This is a genomic window from Pseudomonas sp. LS2P72, from assembly GCF_054897865.1.
The window spans coordinates 1,513,151-1,530,874 of record NZ_CM142708.1; the positions used below are offsets into that span (position 1 = coordinate 1,513,151).

The 17,724-nt window shown below is 55.7% G+C and carries 11 protein-coding genes, 2 tRNA genes and 2 rRNA genes; 13 read left to right on the forward strand and 2 right to left on the reverse strand.

Features of this window, described 5'->3' with window-relative positions; genetic code table 11:
• Positions 1 to 69 precede the first annotated feature (69 nt).
• Positions 70 to 1,626, reverse strand: coding sequence for a bifunctional aminoglycoside phosphotransferase/ATP-binding protein (locus ACYZUA_RS06970; RefSeq protein ID WP_461962528.1), 1,557 nt, complete (start codon positions 1,624 to 1,626; stop codon positions 70 to 72).
• A gap of 118 nt (positions 1,627 to 1,744) precedes the next feature.
• On the opposite strand from ACYZUA_RS06970, the gene mrcB reads away from it, so the two are divergent.
• The 3 genes from mrcB to ACYZUA_RS06985 are packed head-to-tail and all read left to right on the forward strand — an operon-like array spanning position 1,745 to position 5,155.
• Positions 1,745 to 4,069, forward strand: coding sequence for a penicillin-binding protein 1B (gene mrcB / locus ACYZUA_RS06975; protein WP_461962530.1), 2,325 nt, complete (start codon positions 1,745 to 1,747; stop codon positions 4,067 to 4,069).
• Positions 4,070 to 4,085: 16 nt separating this feature from the next.
• A complete protein-coding gene (locus ACYZUA_RS06980; protein WP_461962531.1) occupies positions 4,086 to 4,820 on the forward strand; it encodes a tetratricopeptide repeat protein in 735 nt (244 codons plus the stop codon).
• Positions 4,820 to 5,155: a YqcC family protein gene (locus ACYZUA_RS06985; RefSeq protein WP_461962533.1), complete on the forward strand. Its 336-nt coding sequence runs from the start codon at positions 4,820 to 4,822 to the stop codon at positions 5,153 to 5,155. Before ACYZUA_RS06980 ends, ACYZUA_RS06985 begins: the two co-directional genes overlap by 1 nt.
• A gap of 107 nt (positions 5,156 to 5,262) precedes the next feature.
• On the opposite strand, the gene ACYZUA_RS06990 is transcribed toward ACYZUA_RS06985, so the two are convergent.
• On the reverse strand, positions 5,263 to 5,685 hold the full coding sequence (locus ACYZUA_RS06990) for a DUF4124 domain-containing protein (protein WP_461962535.1): 423 nt from the start codon (positions 5,683 to 5,685) through the stop codon (positions 5,263 to 5,265).
• Between the two features lie 400 nt (positions 5,686 to 6,085).
• Between ACYZUA_RS06990 and ACYZUA_RS06995 the strand changes: the two genes are divergently transcribed.
• From ACYZUA_RS06995 to ACYZUA_RS07040, 10 genes are all read left to right on the forward strand, one after another.
• Positions 6,086 to 7,810, forward strand: coding sequence for an acetolactate synthase 3 large subunit (locus ACYZUA_RS06995; protein ID WP_461962536.1), 1,725 nt, complete (start codon positions 6,086 to 6,088; stop codon positions 7,808 to 7,810).
• A gap of 2 nt (positions 7,811 to 7,812) precedes the next feature.
• Entirely contained in the window at positions 7,813 to 8,304 is a 492-nt protein-coding gene (gene ilvN / locus ACYZUA_RS07000; RefSeq protein ID WP_003176102.1) for an acetolactate synthase small subunit, read from the forward strand.
• Positions 8,305 to 8,352: 48 nt separating this feature from the next.
• Positions 8,353 to 9,369: a ketol-acid reductoisomerase gene (gene ilvC / locus ACYZUA_RS07005; protein WP_007948647.1), complete on the forward strand. Its 1,017-nt coding sequence runs from the start codon at positions 8,353 to 8,355 to the stop codon at positions 9,367 to 9,369.
• A gap of 144 nt (positions 9,370 to 9,513) precedes the next feature.
• Complete coding sequence (gene pssA, locus ACYZUA_RS07010) at positions 9,514 to 10,368, forward strand: CDP-diacylglycerol--serine O-phosphatidyltransferase (protein WP_461962539.1); 855 nt, start codon at positions 9,514 to 9,516, stop codon at positions 10,366 to 10,368.
• A gap of 58 nt (positions 10,369 to 10,426) precedes the next feature.
• On the forward strand, positions 10,427 to 11,440 hold the full coding sequence (gene msrP / locus ACYZUA_RS07015; protein WP_461962540.1) for a protein-methionine-sulfoxide reductase catalytic subunit MsrP: 1,014 nt from the start codon (positions 10,427 to 10,429) through the stop codon (positions 11,438 to 11,440).
• Entirely contained in the window at positions 11,440 to 12,060 is a 621-nt protein-coding gene (gene msrQ, locus ACYZUA_RS07020) for a protein-methionine-sulfoxide reductase heme-binding subunit MsrQ (protein ID WP_461962541.1), read from the forward strand. The genes msrP and msrQ overlap by 1 nt, the downstream gene beginning before the upstream one ends.
• 543 nt (positions 12,061 to 12,603) lie before the next feature.
• Positions 12,604 to 14,142, forward strand: a 16S ribosomal RNA gene (locus ACYZUA_RS07025).
• 161 nt (positions 14,143 to 14,303) lie between these two features.
• Positions 14,304 to 14,380: transfer RNA gene (locus ACYZUA_RS07030), tRNA-Ile, on the forward strand.
• A gap of 27 nt (positions 14,381 to 14,407) precedes the next feature.
• Positions 14,408 to 14,483: transfer RNA gene (locus ACYZUA_RS07035), tRNA-Ala, on the forward strand.
• A gap of 248 nt (positions 14,484 to 14,731) precedes the next feature.
• Positions 14,732 to 17,623, forward strand: a 23S ribosomal RNA gene (locus ACYZUA_RS07040).
• Together the 16S and 23S rRNA genes with 2 tRNA genes alongside form the textbook arrangement of a ribosomal RNA operon.
• Positions 17,624 to 17,724: the final 101 nt, after the last annotated feature.

Here is a 17,724-nt window from a genome sequence, read left to right on the forward strand (position 1 = left end):
TGACGCCAGTATAGTGCCACTATTTGGCAGCCGTGAAGCCGGCGAAGGCTTCACGGCTGAAATAGTTTCTTACAGACCTGGCAGGCGCTGGCGAATCTGTGCAACGACTGTGTCGAGGGTTCCGCTTTCATTGGTCTGCACGCGTTTGCTGCAGAGAATCTCTTCGGGCGTCAGGGCCTCACGAGTGGCTTGCTGGGCTTCGATTACGGCCAGGTTAGCGTCGGACGGGTCCTTTTTGTCTGCCTGGCGCAGTGCCAGCCAGCTCTCGATCACTGCTTGCGGCGCATTGCAATCGAGGATCAGGAATGGCGCGCCGGTGGCTTCGGCGATTTTCGCTGCGCCGTCACGCTGGTCGCGCTTGAGGTAAGTTGCATCGATCACCACCGGGAAACCAGCATGCAGAATCACCGCGGCAATTTCATGCAGGTGGGTGTAAGTGGCGGCGCTGGCGTCGGCGCTATAGATGCCGGCCTGAGGGTCGTTTGGCACGGTTTGCTCGCCGAACAGACGTTTGCGCTCTACATCGGAACGCAAGCGAATGGCGCCCAACGCTTCCACCAGGCGCATGGCCACGTGGCTCTTGCCGACAGCAGAAACACCGTGGGTAATGGCCATGAAGCGCGAAGGAATGGTGCTGTAGCTTTCCGCCAGGTTGGCGTAATTGCGGTACTGACGCAGGGTGGTGGCTCGCTGCACCGGGTCGGCCTCGGCCGGCATGCTGAACAGACTGACCTTGGCGCGAACCAATGCGCGATAGGCTTTATAGAAGTTCAGCAACTCAAGGCCCTGGTAATCGCCGGTCAGTTCCAGGTACTGGCTGATGAAGCGGCGCGCCAGGCTCTTCAGGCCACGGTCTTCCAGGTCCATCGCCAGGAATCCGGTGTCGGCATAAACGTCGGTGAAGCGGAACGGTTCGTTGAACTCGATGCAGTCGAAGATCACGACCTTGCCGTCGATCACGGTGGCGTTGCCCAGGTGGATATCACCGTGGCATTCGCGAATCAAACCTTCGGCCTTGCGCTGGGCGAACAGTGGCTTGAGGCGTTCGAAGCTGCTTTCGGCCCAGGCTTGCAGCGCATCCAGTTGCAGCAGATCAGCCTTGTCGCTAAGGAACGGGCGGATCTGTTCGAAGTTCTGGCGTACCGGCGCCATTACGCTGTCCGGCGTGCCAGCTTCGTGTTCGGCAGGCACTTTCGGTGCGCTGAGATGGAATTGGGCGATCTGCGCGGCCATCTCGTCGATGTGCGCGGTGGTCAATTCACCATTGGCTTGTAGGGTGCTGAGTAACCCACTCTGTGGGAATTGACGCATTTTCAGTGCGTAATCGACGACCGGACCCTCGCCACTCAGTTGTGGGGCTTCGGCGCTGCCGGTGATTGGCAACACTTCAAGATACAAATCGTTGGTCAGGCGCTGGTTAAGACGCAGTTCTTCCCCGCAAAAATGCTTGCGGGCGTCGAGGTTGGTGAAATCCAGGAAGCCGAAATTCACTGGCTTCTTCACTTTATAAGCAAAGGGGCCGGTGAGGATTACCCAGGAAATATGGGTTTCGATGACCTGGAACCCGTCTATGGGATGCGGGTAGAGGGCCGGGTTTTGCAGGGCGGCGATCAGGGACTGGCTCACAGGCGATCCTTCAGAGTCTGGGGAAAATTCACGGCCGTCATTATGGCCGCAAGTCCGTCTGACGCAAACCTCGGAGGGCTTCTGTTGAGTATGAATAAAGTGCGTATAATCCGCCGCCATGACTCGTACTCGATCCCCCCGTACCCCCAAAAAACCACCTTCCAAGGGCCTGCGCCCCTGGCTGGGCTGGGCCCTTAAACTCAGTCTGGTCGGCCTTGTGGTGCTGGCCGGGTTCGCGGTTTACCTCGACGCGATCGTCCAGGAGAAATTCTCCGGCAAGCGCTGGACCATTCCGGCCAAGGTGTACGCGCGCCCGCTGGAGTTGTTCGTCGGACAAAAGCTCAGCAAGGACGATTTTCTGACCGAGCTCGATGCCTTGGGCTATCGACGCGAAAGCGTGGCCAACGGCCCCGGTGCCGCCGCGGTCAGCGGCAATACCGTCAATTTGAATACCCGTGGTTTTCAGTTCTATGAAGGCATGGAACAAGCACAACCCGTGCGAGTTCGCTTCTCTGGCGACTACGTGGCCGAACTGTCGGCAACCAATGGTTCGAAGCTTTCGGTCGTGCGCCTTGAACCACTGCTGATCGGTGGCCTGTACCCGAAAAACCTCGAAGACCGGATCCTGATCAAGATCGATCAGGTGCCGCCTTATCTGCTCGAGACCTTGGTGGCTGTTGAAGACCGCGACTTCTATCACCATTTTGGCGTCTCGCCGAAGTCGATCGCTCGGGCCATCTGGGTCAACGGCTCCTCCGGCCGCATGCGCCAGGGTGGTAGTACGCTGACTCAACAGTTGGTCAAAAACTTCTACCTGACTAACGAACGCAGCCTGAGCCGCAAGCTCACCGAAGCCATGATGGCGCTGCTGCTTGAGTTGCATTACGACAAACCGGAAATCCTTGAGGCTTACCTCAACGAAGTGTTTGTCGGTCAGGACGGTCAGCGTGCGGTGCACGGTTTCGGTCTGGCCAGCCAGTTCTTTTTCAGCCAGCCGCTGGCCGAACTGAAGCTGCATCAAGTGGCGTTGCTGGTGGGCATGGTCAAAGGGCCGTCTTCCTACAACCCGCGTCGTTATCCGGAACGTGCCCTTGAGCGGCGTAACCTGGTACTCGACGTGTTGCAGGAGCAGGGCGTCGCCACTGCCGAGCAAGTCGAAGCTGCGAAGAAGATGCCGTTGGGCGTGACCAAGCGCGGCAGTCTGGCGGACAGCTCGTTCCCCGGCTTCCTCGACCTGGTCAAACGTCAGCTGCGCGAAGACTATCGCGACGAAGACTTGACCGAAGAAGGTCTGCGGATCTTCACCAGTTTCGACCCGATCCTGCAGATGAAAGCCGAGGCGTCGGTCAACGACACCTTCAAGAGACTCTCCGGGCGCAAGGGTTCCGATGAGGTTGAAGCGGCCATGGTCGTGACCAATCCGGAAACCGGTGAAGTCCAGGCCATGATCGGCAGTCGTCAGGCAGGTTTTGCCGGCTTCAACCGTGCGCTGGATGCTGTGCGACCGATCGGTTCTTTGATCAAGCCGGCGGTTTATCTGACAGCCCTTGAGAAGCCGAGCCAGTACACCTTGACCAGTTGGCTGTCGGACGATTCCTTCTCGGTCAAAGGCGCGGACGGTCAAGTCTGGAAACCGCAGAACTACGATCGCCGCTCCCATGGCACTGTATTTCTGTATCAGGGCCTGGCGCATTCCTACAACCTGTCGACCGCGCGTCTCGGGTTGGCGGTGGGCGTGCCGAATGTCCTGAAGACCCTGGCGCGTCTTGGTGTGAGTCGCGAATTCCCGGCGTTCCCGTCGATGCTGCTGGGCGCTGGCGGTCTGACCCCGATCGAAGTGGCGACTATGTACCAGACCCTGGCCAACGGTGGTTTCAATACGCCGATGCGCGGGATCCGTAGCGTATTGACCGCTGACGGCGAACCGCTCAAGCGTTATCCGTTCCAGATTCAGCAGCGTTTCGATCCGGCCTCCATTTACCTGGTCCAGAGCGCCATGCAGCGGGTGATGCGTGAAGGTACCGGCAGTTCGGTTTACAACGTGTTGCCGAAAACCCTGACCCTGGCTGGCAAGACCGGCACCAGTAACGATTCACGGGATAGCTGGTTTGCCGGTTTCAGTCAGGACCTGCTGGCAGTGGTCTGGCTGGGTCGCGATGACAACGGCAAGACACCGTTCACCGGTGCCACCGGTGCGCTGCAGGTCTGGACCAGTTTCATGCGCAAGGCCGATCCGTTGCCGCTGGACATGCCGCAGCCAGACAACATTGTTCAGGCCTGGGTCGATTCGCGTACCGGGCAAGGCTCTGATGCCAACTGCCCAGGTGCCGTGCAGATGCCGTATATTCGCGGCAGCGAACCGCCTCCCGGTGCCGCTTGCGGTGGCGAAAGCCCTGTTAACGGCGAAACGGTGATGGATTGGGTCAAGGGCTGGATGAATTAAGCAAAGAGGGTTTCAAGTGAACAAGTGGTTGATTCCAGCGGTTACCGCCGTGGCTTTGCTCAGCGGTTGCTCCTCCGTACAGCGCGGTTCGATTCCGGTTGTGGATTCCGGTAGCGCCGTTTCGAACAGTGAACGGGTTTCGGCGAATGGCGGTTTCCGCAAGACGACGACTAAACGTCCTGCGCAAGCCCAGACTCAGGCGATTCCACAAGGTGATACCGGCGTCGTCGTAATGGTGCCAGGTGGTGGCGCAGTGACGTCGGCACCGATCAGCACTGCGCCGATCACGCCAGGCCCGATTACCCCGGGGCCAATCGATACCGCGCCAGTCCAGTCGGCACCGGTCAATCAAGGCAGCTACAGTATGCCGTCGACGCCGAGCGGGATTCCTTCGGCGAGCTCCGGTGGCTTGTCTGCCGACGAGCAATTGGACGGTCCGGTTCTGGCCTTGCTGACCACCGCTCAGCAACAACAGGCGAGCGGTGATCTCAATGGCGCTTCTTCCAGCCTCGAGCGCGCCCAGCGTGTTGCGCCGCGTGAGCCGCAAGTGCTTTATCGTCTGGCTCAGGTGCGCATGGCTCAAGGCGATGCGCCACAAGCCGAGCAGTTTGCTCGTCGTGGCCTGACCTTCGCTAACGGTCGTCCGGCGCTTCAGGCCAGCCTGTGGGAGTTGATCGCTCAGGCGCGTGAGAAGCAGGGTGATTCCTCTGGCGCAGCATTGGCCCGTCAAAAGGCAAAGGTTTCGCTGTGATGGACGCGCGTTTTCCGAAGATTGCCGAACAGTTGCTATTGATCGAGCGCGAGCTGCGGGTTCAGGGTTGGTGGGACGAGGTCTCGCCCTCCGCCGACGCACTTTCCAGTGTCGAACCCTTCTCGGTCGACACGCTGGATTTCGAGCAGTGGCTGCAATGGGTCTTCCTTCCGCGGATGAAGACGATCCTCGAGCAGGATCTGCCCTTGCCAAACGCTTCGGGAATTCAGGAGATGGCCGAAATGGTCTTCGCCGCCCGTAATGTTCAGGGCAAGGACAGGCAGTTGCAGGTGCTGCTCAAAGAGTTCGACCTGTTGATTACCGCCTCCCGCTGAATCTGATCCTGTGTAGGAGCCGAGCTTGCTCGCGATTGCAGGCGCCGCGGTGTACCAGGTACACCGCGTCATCGTTCATCGCGAGCAAGCTCGGCTCCTACAGTCGTCTACTGGCAGTTATCCGCAATCTGTTTCTGTGCTTCGCTAATGCGCTCCTGACGTTGCTGGTCGGTCAGGCGGCGCATCTCACCTTCGACATCCTCCCGTATTCGTGGATTATTCTGCAGTTGAGCCAGGTTCGTTCGCGCCTGTTCGCAGAATGCATTCAGCTGGGCTTGCTGCTCGGCGACCTGCTTTTTCACTTTATTGTCGATGGCCTGTTGATCGCCAATGGCTCCGCTGCGTGGCTGCGGTGGCTGGTTGCTAGCCGGCGAGGAGGGCGTGACCACGGTGGTGGCTTCCTGGCCTTGCGGCGGCTGTGCGTCAAAGTGGGTTACACCCTGGGCGTCGACCCATTTGTAGATCTGAGCGGCCATGCACAAAGGGCTGATGCCAATCAGCAGGCTGACGGTCAGGAAAAACGTTCGCATGCCATTTCCTTGTATTGGGTTGCGCAATTGAAGCTAACACAGTTGCTGTTTAGCGGTTTTTTCTTGCTTTCTCATGTGCTTAGTTCAATAAAGCACATAGACGACTTGACTTGGAGAGGACGAAACAGAAGAATCCAAAGTCCGCTGTAGAGGGACTGCCAGAAGCAGGCCCGCTCAGCAGATCATGAGGCGCACATCCGCGCCGACCTGTTACACCCGCAACGCGTTACCTCGCGCTGGGTGGGAAAGGCCCGCAACACTTGGGACGATCCCAATACTTGCTCAGTCAGTGCTGACGTAGTCGGCGACCACCGTCGCTCATGCTCTGCTGAGAAGTAAACCTATTAAGACCCGTCCTCTTTTATGTGGGCGGTATTCTGGCGTTTTAGAGGTGAACAACGTGGAGCTTTTATCTGGCGGTGAGATGCTCGTCCGCTTTTTGCGTGACGAAGGCGTCAAATATATCTACGGGTACCCGGGTGGTGCTCTTCTTCATGTCTACGATGCCCTGTTCAAAGAACCGGAAGTGACCCACATCCTGGTTCGTCACGAACAAGCGGCTACCCATATGGCTGACGGCTATGCCCGTGCCACCGGTAAAGCCGGCGTGGTACTGGTGACTTCCGGTCCTGGCGCAACCAATGCCATCACCGGTATTGCCACCGCCTACATGGACTCCATTCCGATGGTGGTCATTTCCGGCCAGGTACCTAGCAACATGGTGGGCACCGATGCATTCCAGGAAACCGACATGATCGGTATCTCCCGGCCGATCGTGAAGCACAGCTTCATGATCAAGCACGCGTCGGAAATCCCGGAAGTCATGAAGAAAGCGTTCTACCTGGCGCAATCCGGTCGTCCGGGCCCGGTCGTTGTCGATATCCCGAAAGACATGACCAACCCTGCCGAGAAGTTCGAATACATCTTCCCGAAAAAAGCCAAGCTGCGTTCCTACAGCCCGGCCGTTCGCGGTCACTCCGGGCAGATCCGCAAGGCGGCAGAAATGCTCCTGGCGGCCAAGCGTCCTGTGATGTACGCAGGCGGCGGCGTGATTCTCGGTGGCGGTTCCGCGCCGCTGACCGAATTGGCGAAGATGCTCAACCTGCCAGTGACCAATACCCTGATGGGACTGGGTGCCTACCCTGGCACCGACCGTCAGTTCATCGGCATGCTCGGCATGCACGGCAGCTACACCGCTAACCTGGCGATGCACCATGCCGACGTGATCCTTGCAGTCGGCGCTCGTTTCGACGACCGCGTGATCAACGGCCCGGCCAAGTTCTGCCCGAATGCCAAGATCATTCACATCGACATCGACCCGGCTTCGATTTCCAAGACCATCAAGGCGGACGTGCCTATCGTCGGTCCGGTCGAGAGTGTCCTGACCGAGATGGTCGCGATCCTCAAGGAAATCGGCGAGACCCCGAACAAGGAGTCCGTTGCCAGCTGGTGGAAACAAGTTGATGAGTGGCGCGGTGACCGCGGCCTGTTCCCTTACGACAAGGGCGACGGCAGCGTCATCAAGCCGCAGACCGTGATCGAAACCCTGTGCGAAGTCACCAAGGGCGATGCCTTTGTGGCCTCCGACGTGGGTCAGCATCAAATGTTTGCGGCGCAGTACTACACGTTCAACAAACCGAACCGCTGGATCAACTCCGGTGGCTTGGGCACCATGGGCTTCGGTTTTCCGGCGGCCATGGGCATCAAGCTGAGCTTCCCGGATGACGACGTCGTCTGCGTGACGGGCGAGGGCAGTATCCAGATGAACATTCAGGAACTGTCCACCTGTCTGCAATATGGCTTGCCGGTGAAAATCGTCATCCTGAACAACGGCGTTTTGGGTATGGTTCGCCAGTGGCAAGACATGAGTTACGGAAGCCGTCACTCGCACTCCTACATGGAGTCGTTGCCTGATTTCGTCAAGTTGGCGGAGGCCTATGGTCACGTCGGCGTTCGCATCACCGAATCGAAAGATTTGAAGGCGAAGATGGAAGAGGCGTTCGCCATGAAAGATCGTCTGGTGATCATTGATGTTTCGGTCGACACCAGCGAGCACGTCTACCCGATGCAGATCAAAGACGGCTCCATGCGCGATATGTGGCTGAGCAAGACGGAGCGTACATAATCATGCGGCACATTATTTCCTTGCTTCTGGAAAACGAACCGGGCGCTCTGTCTCGTGTAGTCGGCCTGTTCTCGCAGCGCAACTACAACATCGAAAGCCTGACCGTGGCACCTACCGAAGACCCGACCCTGTCGCGTCTGACGCTGACCACGGTTGGCCACGATGAAGTTATCGAGCAGATCACCAAGAACCTGAACAAGCTGATCGAAGTGGTCAAGCTGGTCGACCTGTCGGAGAGTGCTCACATCGAGCGTGAACTGATGCTGGTCAAGGTCAAGGCCACCGGTGCCCAGCGCGCCGAGATCAAACGCACTACCGATATTTATCGTGGGCAGATCGTTGATGTCAGCGCTAGCGTGTATACCGTTCAATTGACCGGTACCAGCGACAAGCTCGACAGCTTCATTCAGTCCATTGGCACCGCCTCGATTCTGGAAACCGTCCGCAGCGGCGTAACCGGCATTGCCCGCGGCGACAAAGTACTCAGCATCTAAACCAAATTAGCGAATGGCCTGAACGGCCTGGATATATAGGGGAATTTCATGAAAGTTTATTACGAAAAAGACTGCGACCTGTCGATCATCCAGGGCAAGAAAGTTGCCATCATCGGTTACGGTTCCCAGGGCCACGCACAAGCGTGCAACCTGAAAGACTCCGGCGTTGACGTTACTGTTGGCCTGCGTAAAGGTTCGGCGACTGTTGCCAAAGCCGAAGCTCACGGCCTGAAAGTGACCGACGTTGCGTCCGCTGTTGCGGCTGCCGACCTGGTCATGATCCTGACCCCGGACGAGTTCCAGTCCGCTCTGTACAAAAACGAAATCGAGCCGAACATCAAGAAAGGCGCCACCCTGGCCTTCTCCCACGGCTTCGCGATCCACTACAACCAGGTTGTTCCGCGCGCTGACCTCGACGTGATCATGATCGCGCCGAAAGCTCCGGGCCACACCGTGCGTTCCGAGTTTGTCAAAGGCGGCGGTATCCCTGATCTGATCGCTATCTATCAGGATGCTTCCGGCAACGCCAAAAACGTTGCACTGTCCTACGCTGCTGGCGTTGGTGGCGGTCGTACCGGCATCATCGAAACCACCTTCAAGGACGAGACTGAAACCGACCTGTTCGGCGAACAAGCCGTTCTGTGCGGCGGTACCGTTGAGCTGGTCAAAGCCGGTTTCGAAACCCTGGTTGAAGCTGGCTACGCGCCGGAAATGGCCTACTTCGAATGCCTGCACGAACTGAAGCTGATCGTTGACCTCATGTACGAAGGCGGTATCGCCAACATGAACTACTCGATCTCCAACAACGCTGAATACGGCGAGTACGTGACCGGTCCGGAAGTGATCAACGCCGAATCCCGTCAGGCCATGCGCAACGCCCTGAAACGTATTCAGGACGGCGAATACGCCAAGATGTTCATCAGCGAAGGCGCTACCGGCTATCCTTCGATGACCGCCAAGCGTCGTAACAACGCCGCTCACGGTATCGAAATCATCGGCGAGCAACTGCGCTCTATGATGCCGTGGATCGGTGCCAACAAGATCGTCGACAAAGCTAAAAACTAAGTCGCGCACTTGTACGAAAAACGCGGCCTAGGCCGCGTTTTTTCGTTTGGGGGGCTGGTTCTGGTATAAAGCTGCATCGTTTGCGGCCGAACCGTCGTCCCAGACACCTGTCAAAACTTTCCACCCCGTTGCAAGGTAATGTCCATGAGCGAACGTCCCGAAGAGCCAAACAAGGCTTCTGACGCCGAAAGCCTGCTGCCCATCGATGAACACATCGAGGAAGGGCATGACGCTGAAGGTCGTAAAGTCCGGCATCGTGGTATCTATCTTCTGCCGAATCTGTTTACCACCGCGAATCTGTTTGCAGGTTTTTATTCCATCATCAACTCGATGAGCGCCCAGAGCGCCCTGAGTGCTGGTGATTCGATTGGTGCGAGCAAGTATTTTGCTTTTGCAGCGATCGCGATTTTTGTTGCAATGGTGCTCGACGGCCTCGATGGTCGCGTTGCCCGTATGACCAATACCCAGAGCGCCTTCGGTGCCGAGTACGACTCGCTGTCCGACATGGTCGCCTTTGGTGTTGCGCCGGCATTGTTGGCATTCGGTTGGGCCTTGGGCGACATGGGTAAGGTCGGCTGGATGGTTGCCTTCATTTATGTAGCCGGTGCTGCGTTACGTCTGGCGCGTTTCAATACCCAGGTCGGCACTGCCGACAAGCGCTACTTCATCGGTCTTGCCAGTCCTGCGGCTGCTGGTGTGGTCGCAGGCATTGTCTGGGCGTTCAGTGATTACGGCATTCAGGGTTCGAAGATGTCCTTCCTGGTTGCACTGATGGTAGCTGCCGCCGGCATGCTGATGGTCAGCAACATCAAGTACAACAGCTTCAAGGAGCTGGACTTGAAAGGGCGTGTGCCTTTCGTGGCGATTCTCGCCGTGGTGTTGGTGTTTGCCGTAGTGTTCAGTGATCCGCCGCGCATCCTGCTGCTGGTTTTCCTCGCTTATGCAGCCTCTGGCCCGGTTCAATATCTGTTACGTCTTCGTCGGCACAAAAACGCTTAACTTCCCTCATACTCCGCAGTCTATTGGTGCATCTGTTCTCCAATGCTGCGGAGTTGCCATGCTGATCAAAGTCTCCAAAGCGTCTGACTGTCTTGAGTCGGATGTCACGCCTGAATCCCTTTACCTATCTCGCCGCAACGTGCTGGGTGCCGCCGTAGCCGGTTTGGCTGTTAGCGGCTTGCCGCGTTGGGTTAGTGCTGCCGATGCTGCGCGTTATGCGGATGTCGAGCCAGGCAAGGCGCCTTCCTGGTTTGCCGAAAAACTACCTGCTACCAAATGGGGGGCGGTCAACGTCAAGGATGAGGCGATCACGCCATTCAAGGATGCGACCCATTACAACAACTTCTACGAGTTCGGCACCGATAAAGGTGATCCAGCCGCCAATGCCGGCGCGCTGAAAACCGAACCTTGGAGTGTGGTGGTGGACGGGGAGGTGGGCAAGCCGGGACGGTACGCACTGGAAGACTTCATGAGGCCTTATCAGTTGGAGGAACGCATCTACCGTCTCCGCTGTGTAGAGGCCTGGTCGATGGTCATTCCATGGATCGGATTTCCCATCTCGGCCCTGCTCAAGGAAGTCGAGCCGACGTCCAAAGCCAAATTCATTCGCTTCGAAACCCTGGAAGATCCCAAGAGCATGCCCGGGCAGCGTTCCGGTTTTTCCTTGATTGACTGGCCGTATGTAGAAGGGCTGCGCCTGGATGAGGCGATGAACCCATTAGCGATTCTTGCCGTGGGTATGTACGGGCGGGAGTTGCCGAATCAGAACGGCGCGCCTCTGCGTTTGGTAGTCCCGTGGAAGTACGGCTTCAAGAGCATCAAATCCATCGTGCGGATCAGTCTGGTGAGTGAGCAACCGAAAACCACCTGGCAGAGCATTGCCTCGGACGAGTATGGTTTTTATGCGAACGTGAATCCTGCGGTCGACCATCCGCGTTGGACTCAGGCGCGTGAGCGGCGTTTGCCGAGTGGGCTGTTCAAGCCCAATGTGCGGGACACGCAGATGTTCAATGGCTACTCGGATGAAGTCGCCTCTCTATATACAGGGCTCGATTTGCGGAAGAACTACTGATGCGATTTCCGTTTTGGCGAATTGGCGTCTTTATAGCTGCAGCGGTCTGGCCGCTGCTTTGGTTGTATCAGGCCTCGGAGGATGTGCTGGGGCCTGATCCTGGCAAGGTGCTGGTTGATCGGCTGGGGCTGGGGACGCTTGTCCTGCTGCTCATTACGTTAAGCATGACACCTGTGCAGAAGCTTACCGGTTGGGCAGGGTGGATTGCTGTCCGGCGGCAACTGGGTTTGTGGTGCTTCGCTTATGTGGTTTTGCATTTGAGTGGGTATACGGCGTTCATCCTCGGCTTTGATTGGTCGCAGTTGGGTGGTGAGTTGCGCAAGCGGCCGTACATTATTGTCGGGGCGCTGGGGTTTCTGGGTTTATTGGCCTTGGCGGTGACCTCAAATCGCTATAGTCAGCGGCGTTTGGGGTCTCGCTGGAAGACATTGCATCGTCTTGCCTATGTGGTTCTCGGGCTTGGATTGCTGCATATGTTGTGGATCGTGCGCGCTGATCTTAAGGAGTGGGCGGTTTACGCCTCTATAGGTGCATTGCTATTAGTGTTGCGGCTACCCCCTGTAACCCGGCGAATCCCACGTTTAATAGCCAAAAAAACACCTTCTGTACGAAAAGCGTAATTAGGGGTTGACGGCAGATTCTGTAAGTCTATAATTCGCCCCACTTCCGGCGCAGTCGAAACGGAAAACTCCTTGGTAAACAATGAGTTACGCAGTTTTCGGCAGCGAGTTGCTTCAGGTCATCGAAGCCCAGAAGGAGTTGGTCAGGCCGGATGTTTAGCTTGATTGACGCTTCGATCTTCTCGGTCGAAAGCGGTGTAAAAGAGGTGTTGACAGCAGCGAGTAACGCTGTAGAATTCGCCTCCCGCTAACGAGAGATCGCAAGCGCAAGTGGTTGAAGTTGCAAAGGAAACTTTGAAAACTTCGAAAAATAACCGCTTGACAGCAACAGGGGCTGCTGTAGAATGCGCGCCTCGGTTGAGACGAAAGATCTTAACCAACCGCTCTTTAACAACTGAATCAAGCAATTCGTGTGGGTGCTTGTGGAGTCAGACTGATAGTCAACAAGATTATCAGCATCACAAGTTACTCCGCGAGAAATCAAAGATGTAACCAACGATTGCTGAGCCAAGTTTAGGGTTTCTTAAAAACCCAAAGATGTTTGAACTGAAGAGTTTGATCATGGCTCAGATTGAACGCTGGCGGCAGGCCTAACACATGCAAGTCGAGCGGCAGCACGGGTACTTGTACCTGGTGGCGAGCGGCGGACGGGTGAGTAATGCCTAGGAATCTGCCTGGTAGTGGGGGATAACGCTCGGAAACGGACGCTAATACCGCATACGTCCTACGGGAGAAAGCAGGGGACCTTCGGGCCTTGCGCTATCAGATGAGCCTAGGTCGGATTAGCTAGTTGGTGAGGTAATGGCTCACCAAGGCGACGATCCGTAACTGGTCTGAGAGGATGATCAGTCACACTGGAACTGAGACACGGTCCAGACTCCTACGGGAGGCAGCAGTGGGGAATATTGGACAATGGGCGAAAGCCTGATCCAGCCATGCCGCGTGTGTGAAGAAGGTCTTCGGATTGTAAAGCACTTTAAGTTGGGAGGAAGGGCATTAACCTAATACGTTAGTGTTTTGACGTTACCGACAGAATAAGCACCGGCTAACTCTGTGCCAGCAGCCGCGGTAATACAGAGGGTGCAAGCGTTAATCGGAATTACTGGGCGTAAAGCGCGCGTAGGTGGTTTGTTAAGTTGGATGTGAAATCCCCGGGCTCAACCTGGGAACTGCATTCAAAACTGACAAGCTAGAGTATGGTAGAGGGTGGTGGAATTTCCTGTGTAGCGGTGAAATGCGTAGATATAGGAAGGAACACCAGTGGCGAAGGCGACCACCTGGACTGATACTGACACTGAGGTGCGAAAGCGTGGGGAGCAAACAGGATTAGATACCCTGGTAGTCCACGCCGTAAACGATGTCAACTAGCCGTTGGGAGCCTTGAGCTCTTAGTGGCGCAGCTAACGCATTAAGTTGACCGCCTGGGGAGTACGGCCGCAAGGTTAAAACTCAAATGAATTGACGGGGGCCCGCACAAGCGGTGGAGCATGTGGTTTAATTCGAAGCAACGCGAAGAACCTTACCAGGCCTTGACATCCAATGAATCTGCTAGAGATAGCGGAGTGCCTTCGGGAGCATTGAGACAGGTGCTGCATGGCTGTCGTCAGCTCGTGTCGTGAGATGTTGGGTTAAGTCCCGTAACGAGCGCAACCCTTGTCCTTAGTTACCAGCACGTAATGGTGGGCACTCTAAGGAGACTGCCGGTGACAAACCGGAGGAAGGTGGGGATGACGTCAAGTCATCATGGCCCTTACGGCCTGGGCTACACACGTGCTACAATGGTCGGTACAGAGGGTTGCCAAGCCGCGAGGTGGAGCTAATCCCAGAAAACCGATCGTAGTCCGGATCGCAGTCTGCAACTCGACTGCGTGAAGTCGGAATCGCTAGTAATCGCGAATCAGAATGTCGCGGTGAATACGTTCCCGGGCCTTGTACACACCGCCCGTCACACCATGGGAGTGGGTTGCACCAGAAGTAGCTAGTCTAACCTTCGGGAGGACGGTTACCACGGTGTGATTCATGACTGGGGTGAAGTCGTAACAAGGTAGCCGTAGGGGAACCTGCGGCTGGATCACCTCCTTAATCGACGACATCAGCTGCTCCATAAGCTCCCACACGAATTGCTTGATTCATTGAAGAAGACGATAAGAAGCAGCCCTAACAGGTTGTAGCTTAGTTGGTTGGAACGCACCCCATGCTCTGAGGTAAGGAGCAGGGTGAGGTCGGCCTTAAAGCTCGAAATTGGGTCTGTAGCTCAGTTGGTTAGAGCGCACCCCTGATAAGGGTGAGGTCGGCAGTTCGAATCTGCCCAGACCCACCAATTTTGTGTGGGAACCTGTAGCAATACGGGGCCATAGCTCAGCTGGGAGAGCGCCTGCCTTGCACGCAGGAGGTCAACGGTTCGATCCCGTTTGGCTCCACCACTACTGCTTCTGTTTGTTGAAAGCTTAGAAATGAGCATTCCATCGTAGGATGGTGAATGTTGATTTCTAGTCTTTGGCTAGATCGTTCTTTAAAAATTTGGGTATGTGATAGAAAGATAGACTGAACGTTACTTTCACTGGTAACGGATCAGGCTAAGGTAAAATTTGTGAGTTGCTCTGTATGAGCAAGAATCGAATTTTCGGCGAATGTCGTCTTCACAGTATAACCAGATTGCTTGGGGTTATATGGTCAAGTGAAGAAGCGCATACGGTGGATGCCTTGGCAGTCAGAGGCGATGAAAGACGTGGTAGCCTGCGAAAAGCTTCGGGGAGTCGGCAAACAGACTTTGATCCGGAGATGTCTGAATGGGGGAACCCAGCCATCATAAGATGGTTATCTTAAGCTGAATACATAGGCTTAAGAGGCGAACCAGGGGAACTGAAACATCTAAGTACCCTGAGGAAAAGAAATCAACCGAGATTCCCTTAGTAGTGGCGAGCGAACGGGGACTAGCCCTTAAGTGGCTTTGAGATTAGCGGAACGCTCTGGAAAGTGCGGCCATAGTGGGTGATAGCCCTGTACGCGAAAATCTCTTGGTCATGAAATCGAGTAGGACGGAGCACGAGAAACTTTGTCTGAATATGGGGGGACCATCCTCCAAGGCTAAATACTACTGACTGACCGATAGTGAACTAGTACCGTGAGGGAAAGGCGAAAAGAACCCCGGAGAGGGGAGTGAAATAGATCCTGAAACCGTATGCGTACAAGCAGTGGGAGCCCACTTTGTTGGGTGACTGCGTACCTTTTGTATAATGGGTCAGCGACTTATTTTCAGTGGCGAGCTTAACCGAATAGGGGAGGCGTAGCGAAAGCGAGTCTTAATAGGGCGTCTAGTCGCTGGGAATAGACCCGAAACCGGGCGATCTATCCATGGGCAGGTTGAAGGTTGGGTAACACTAACTGGAGGACCGAACCGACTACCGTTGAAAAGTTAGCGGATGACCTGTGGATCGGAGTGAAAGGCTAATCAAGCTCGGAGATAGCTGGTTCTCCTCGAAAGCTATTTAGGTAGCGCCTCATGTATCACTGTAGGGGGTAGAGCACTGTTTCGGCTAGGGGGTCATCCCGACTTACCAAACCGATGCAAACTCCGAATACCTACAAGTGCCGAGCATGGGAGACACACGGCGGGTGCTAACGTCCGTCGTGAAAAGGGAAACAACCCAGACCGTCAGCTAAGGTCCCAAAGTTATGGTTAAGTGGGAAACGATGTGGGAAGGCTTAGACAGCTAGGAGGTTGGCTTAGAAGCAGCCACCCTTTAAAGAAAGCGTAATAGCTCACTAGTCGAGTCGGCCTGCGCGGAAGATGTAACGGGGCTCAAACCATACACCGAAGCTACGGGTATCACTTAGGTGATGCGGTAGAGGAGCGTTCTGTAAGCCTGTGAAGGTGAGTTGAGAAGCTTGCTGGAGGTATCAGAAGTGCGAATGCTGACATGAGTAACGACAATGGGTGTGAAAAACACCCACGCCGAAAGACCAAGGTTTCCTGCGCAACGTTAATCGACGCAGGGTTAGTCGGTCCCTAAGGCGAGGCTGAAAAGCGTAGTCGATGGAAAACAGGTTAATATTCCTGTACTTCTGGTTATTGCGATGGAGGGACGGAGAAGGCTAGGCCAGCTTGGCGTTGGTTGTCCAAGTTTAAGGTGGTAGGCTGGAATCTTAGGTAAATCCGGGATTCCAAGGCCGAGAGCTGATGACGAGTTACCCTTTGGGTGACGAAGTGGTTGATGCCATGCTTCCAAGAAAAGCTTCTAAGCTTCAGGTAACCAGGAACCGTACCCCAAACCGACACAGGTGGTTGGGTAGAGAATACCAAGGCGCTTGAGAGAACTCGGGTGAAGGAACTAGGCAAAATGGCACCGTAACTTCGGGAGAAGGTGCGCCGGTGAGGGTGAAGCATTTACTGCGTAAGCCCATGCCGGTCGAAGATACCAGGCCGCTGCGACTGTTTATTAAAAACACAGCACTCTGCAAACACGAAAGTGGACGTATAGGGTGTGACGCCTGCCCGGTGCCGGAAGGTTAATTGATGGGGTTAGCTAACGCGAAGCTCTTGATCGAAGCCCCGGTAAACGGCGGCCGTAACTATAACGGTCCTAAGGTAGCGAAATTCCTTGTCGGGTAAGTTCCGACCTGCACGAATGGCGTAACGATGGCGGCGCTGTCTCCACCCGAGACTCAGTGAAATTGAAATCGCTGTGAAGATGCAGTGTATCCGCGGCTAGACGGAAAGACCCCGTGAACCTTTACTATAGCTTTGCACTGGACTTTGAATTTGCTTGTGTAGGATAGGTGGGAGGCTTTGAAGCGTGGACGCCAGTTCGCGTGGAGCCAACCTTGAAATACCACCCTGGCAACTTTGAGGTTCTAACTCAGGTCCGTTATCCGGATCGAGGACAGTGTATGGTGGGTAGTTTGACTGGGGCGGTCTCCTCCTAAAGAGTAACGGAGGAGTACGAAGGTGCGCTCAGACCGGTCGGAAATCGGTCGTAGAGTATAAAGGCAAAAGCGCGCTTGACTGCGAGACAGACACGTCGAGCAGGTACGAAAGTAGGTCTTAGTGATCCGGTGGTTCTGTATGGAAGGGCCATCGCTCAACGGATAAAAGGTACTCCGGGGATAACAGGCTGATACCGCCCAAGAGTTCATATCGACGGCGGTGTTTGGCACCTCGATGTCGGCTCATCACATCCTGGGGCTGAAGCCGGTCCCAAGGGTATGGCTGTTCGCCATTTAAAGTGGTACGCGAGCTGGGTTTAGAACGTCGTGAGACAGTTCGGTCCCTATCTGCCGTGGACGTTTGAGATTTGAGAGGGGCTGCTCCTAGTACGAGAGGACCGGAGTGGACGAACCTCTGGTGTTCCGGTTGTCACGCCAGTGGCATTGCCGGGTAGCTATGTTCGGAATAGATAACCGCTGAAAGCATCTAAGCGGGAAACTAGCCTCAAGATGAGATCTCACTGGGACCTTGAGTCCCCTGAAGGGCCGTCGAAGACTACGACGTTGATAGGTTGGGTGTGTAAGCGCTGTGAGGCGTTGAGCTAACCAATACTAATTGCCCGTGAGGCTTGACCATATAACACCCAAGCAATTTGCGTCGAAAGGCCAGATTGCGGTGTGTGAAGACGCAACGAACCGAAAGTTCGAGAGATTCACAAAACACCCGCTGTCACATAC

Coding starts and splice junctions, on each gene's coding strand:
- ilvN (WP_003176102.1), top strand. CDS start 7,813: ATGCGGCACATTATTTCCTTGCTTCTGGAAAACGAACCGGGCGCTCTG.
- msrQ (WP_461962541.1), top strand. CDS start 11,440: ATGCGATTTCCGTTTTGGCGAATTGGCGTCTTTATAGCTGCAGCGGTC.
- ACYZUA_RS06985 (WP_461962533.1), top strand. CDS start 4,820: ATGGACGCGCGTTTTCCGAAGATTGCCGAACAGTTGCTATTGATCGAG.
- pssA (WP_461962539.1), top strand. CDS start 9,514: ATGAGCGAACGTCCCGAAGAGCCAAACAAGGCTTCTGACGCCGAAAGC.
- msrP (WP_461962540.1), top strand. CDS start 10,427: ATGCTGATCAAAGTCTCCAAAGCGTCTGACTGTCTTGAGTCGGATGTC.
- ilvC (WP_007948647.1), top strand. CDS start 8,353: ATGAAAGTTTATTACGAAAAAGACTGCGACCTGTCGATCATCCAGGGC.
- ACYZUA_RS06990 (WP_461962535.1), bottom strand. CDS start 5,685: ATGCGAACGTTTTTCCTGACCGTCAGCCTGCTGATTGGCATCAGCCCT.
- mrcB (WP_461962530.1), top strand. CDS start 1,745: ATGACTCGTACTCGATCCCCCCGTACCCCCAAAAAACCACCTTCCAAG.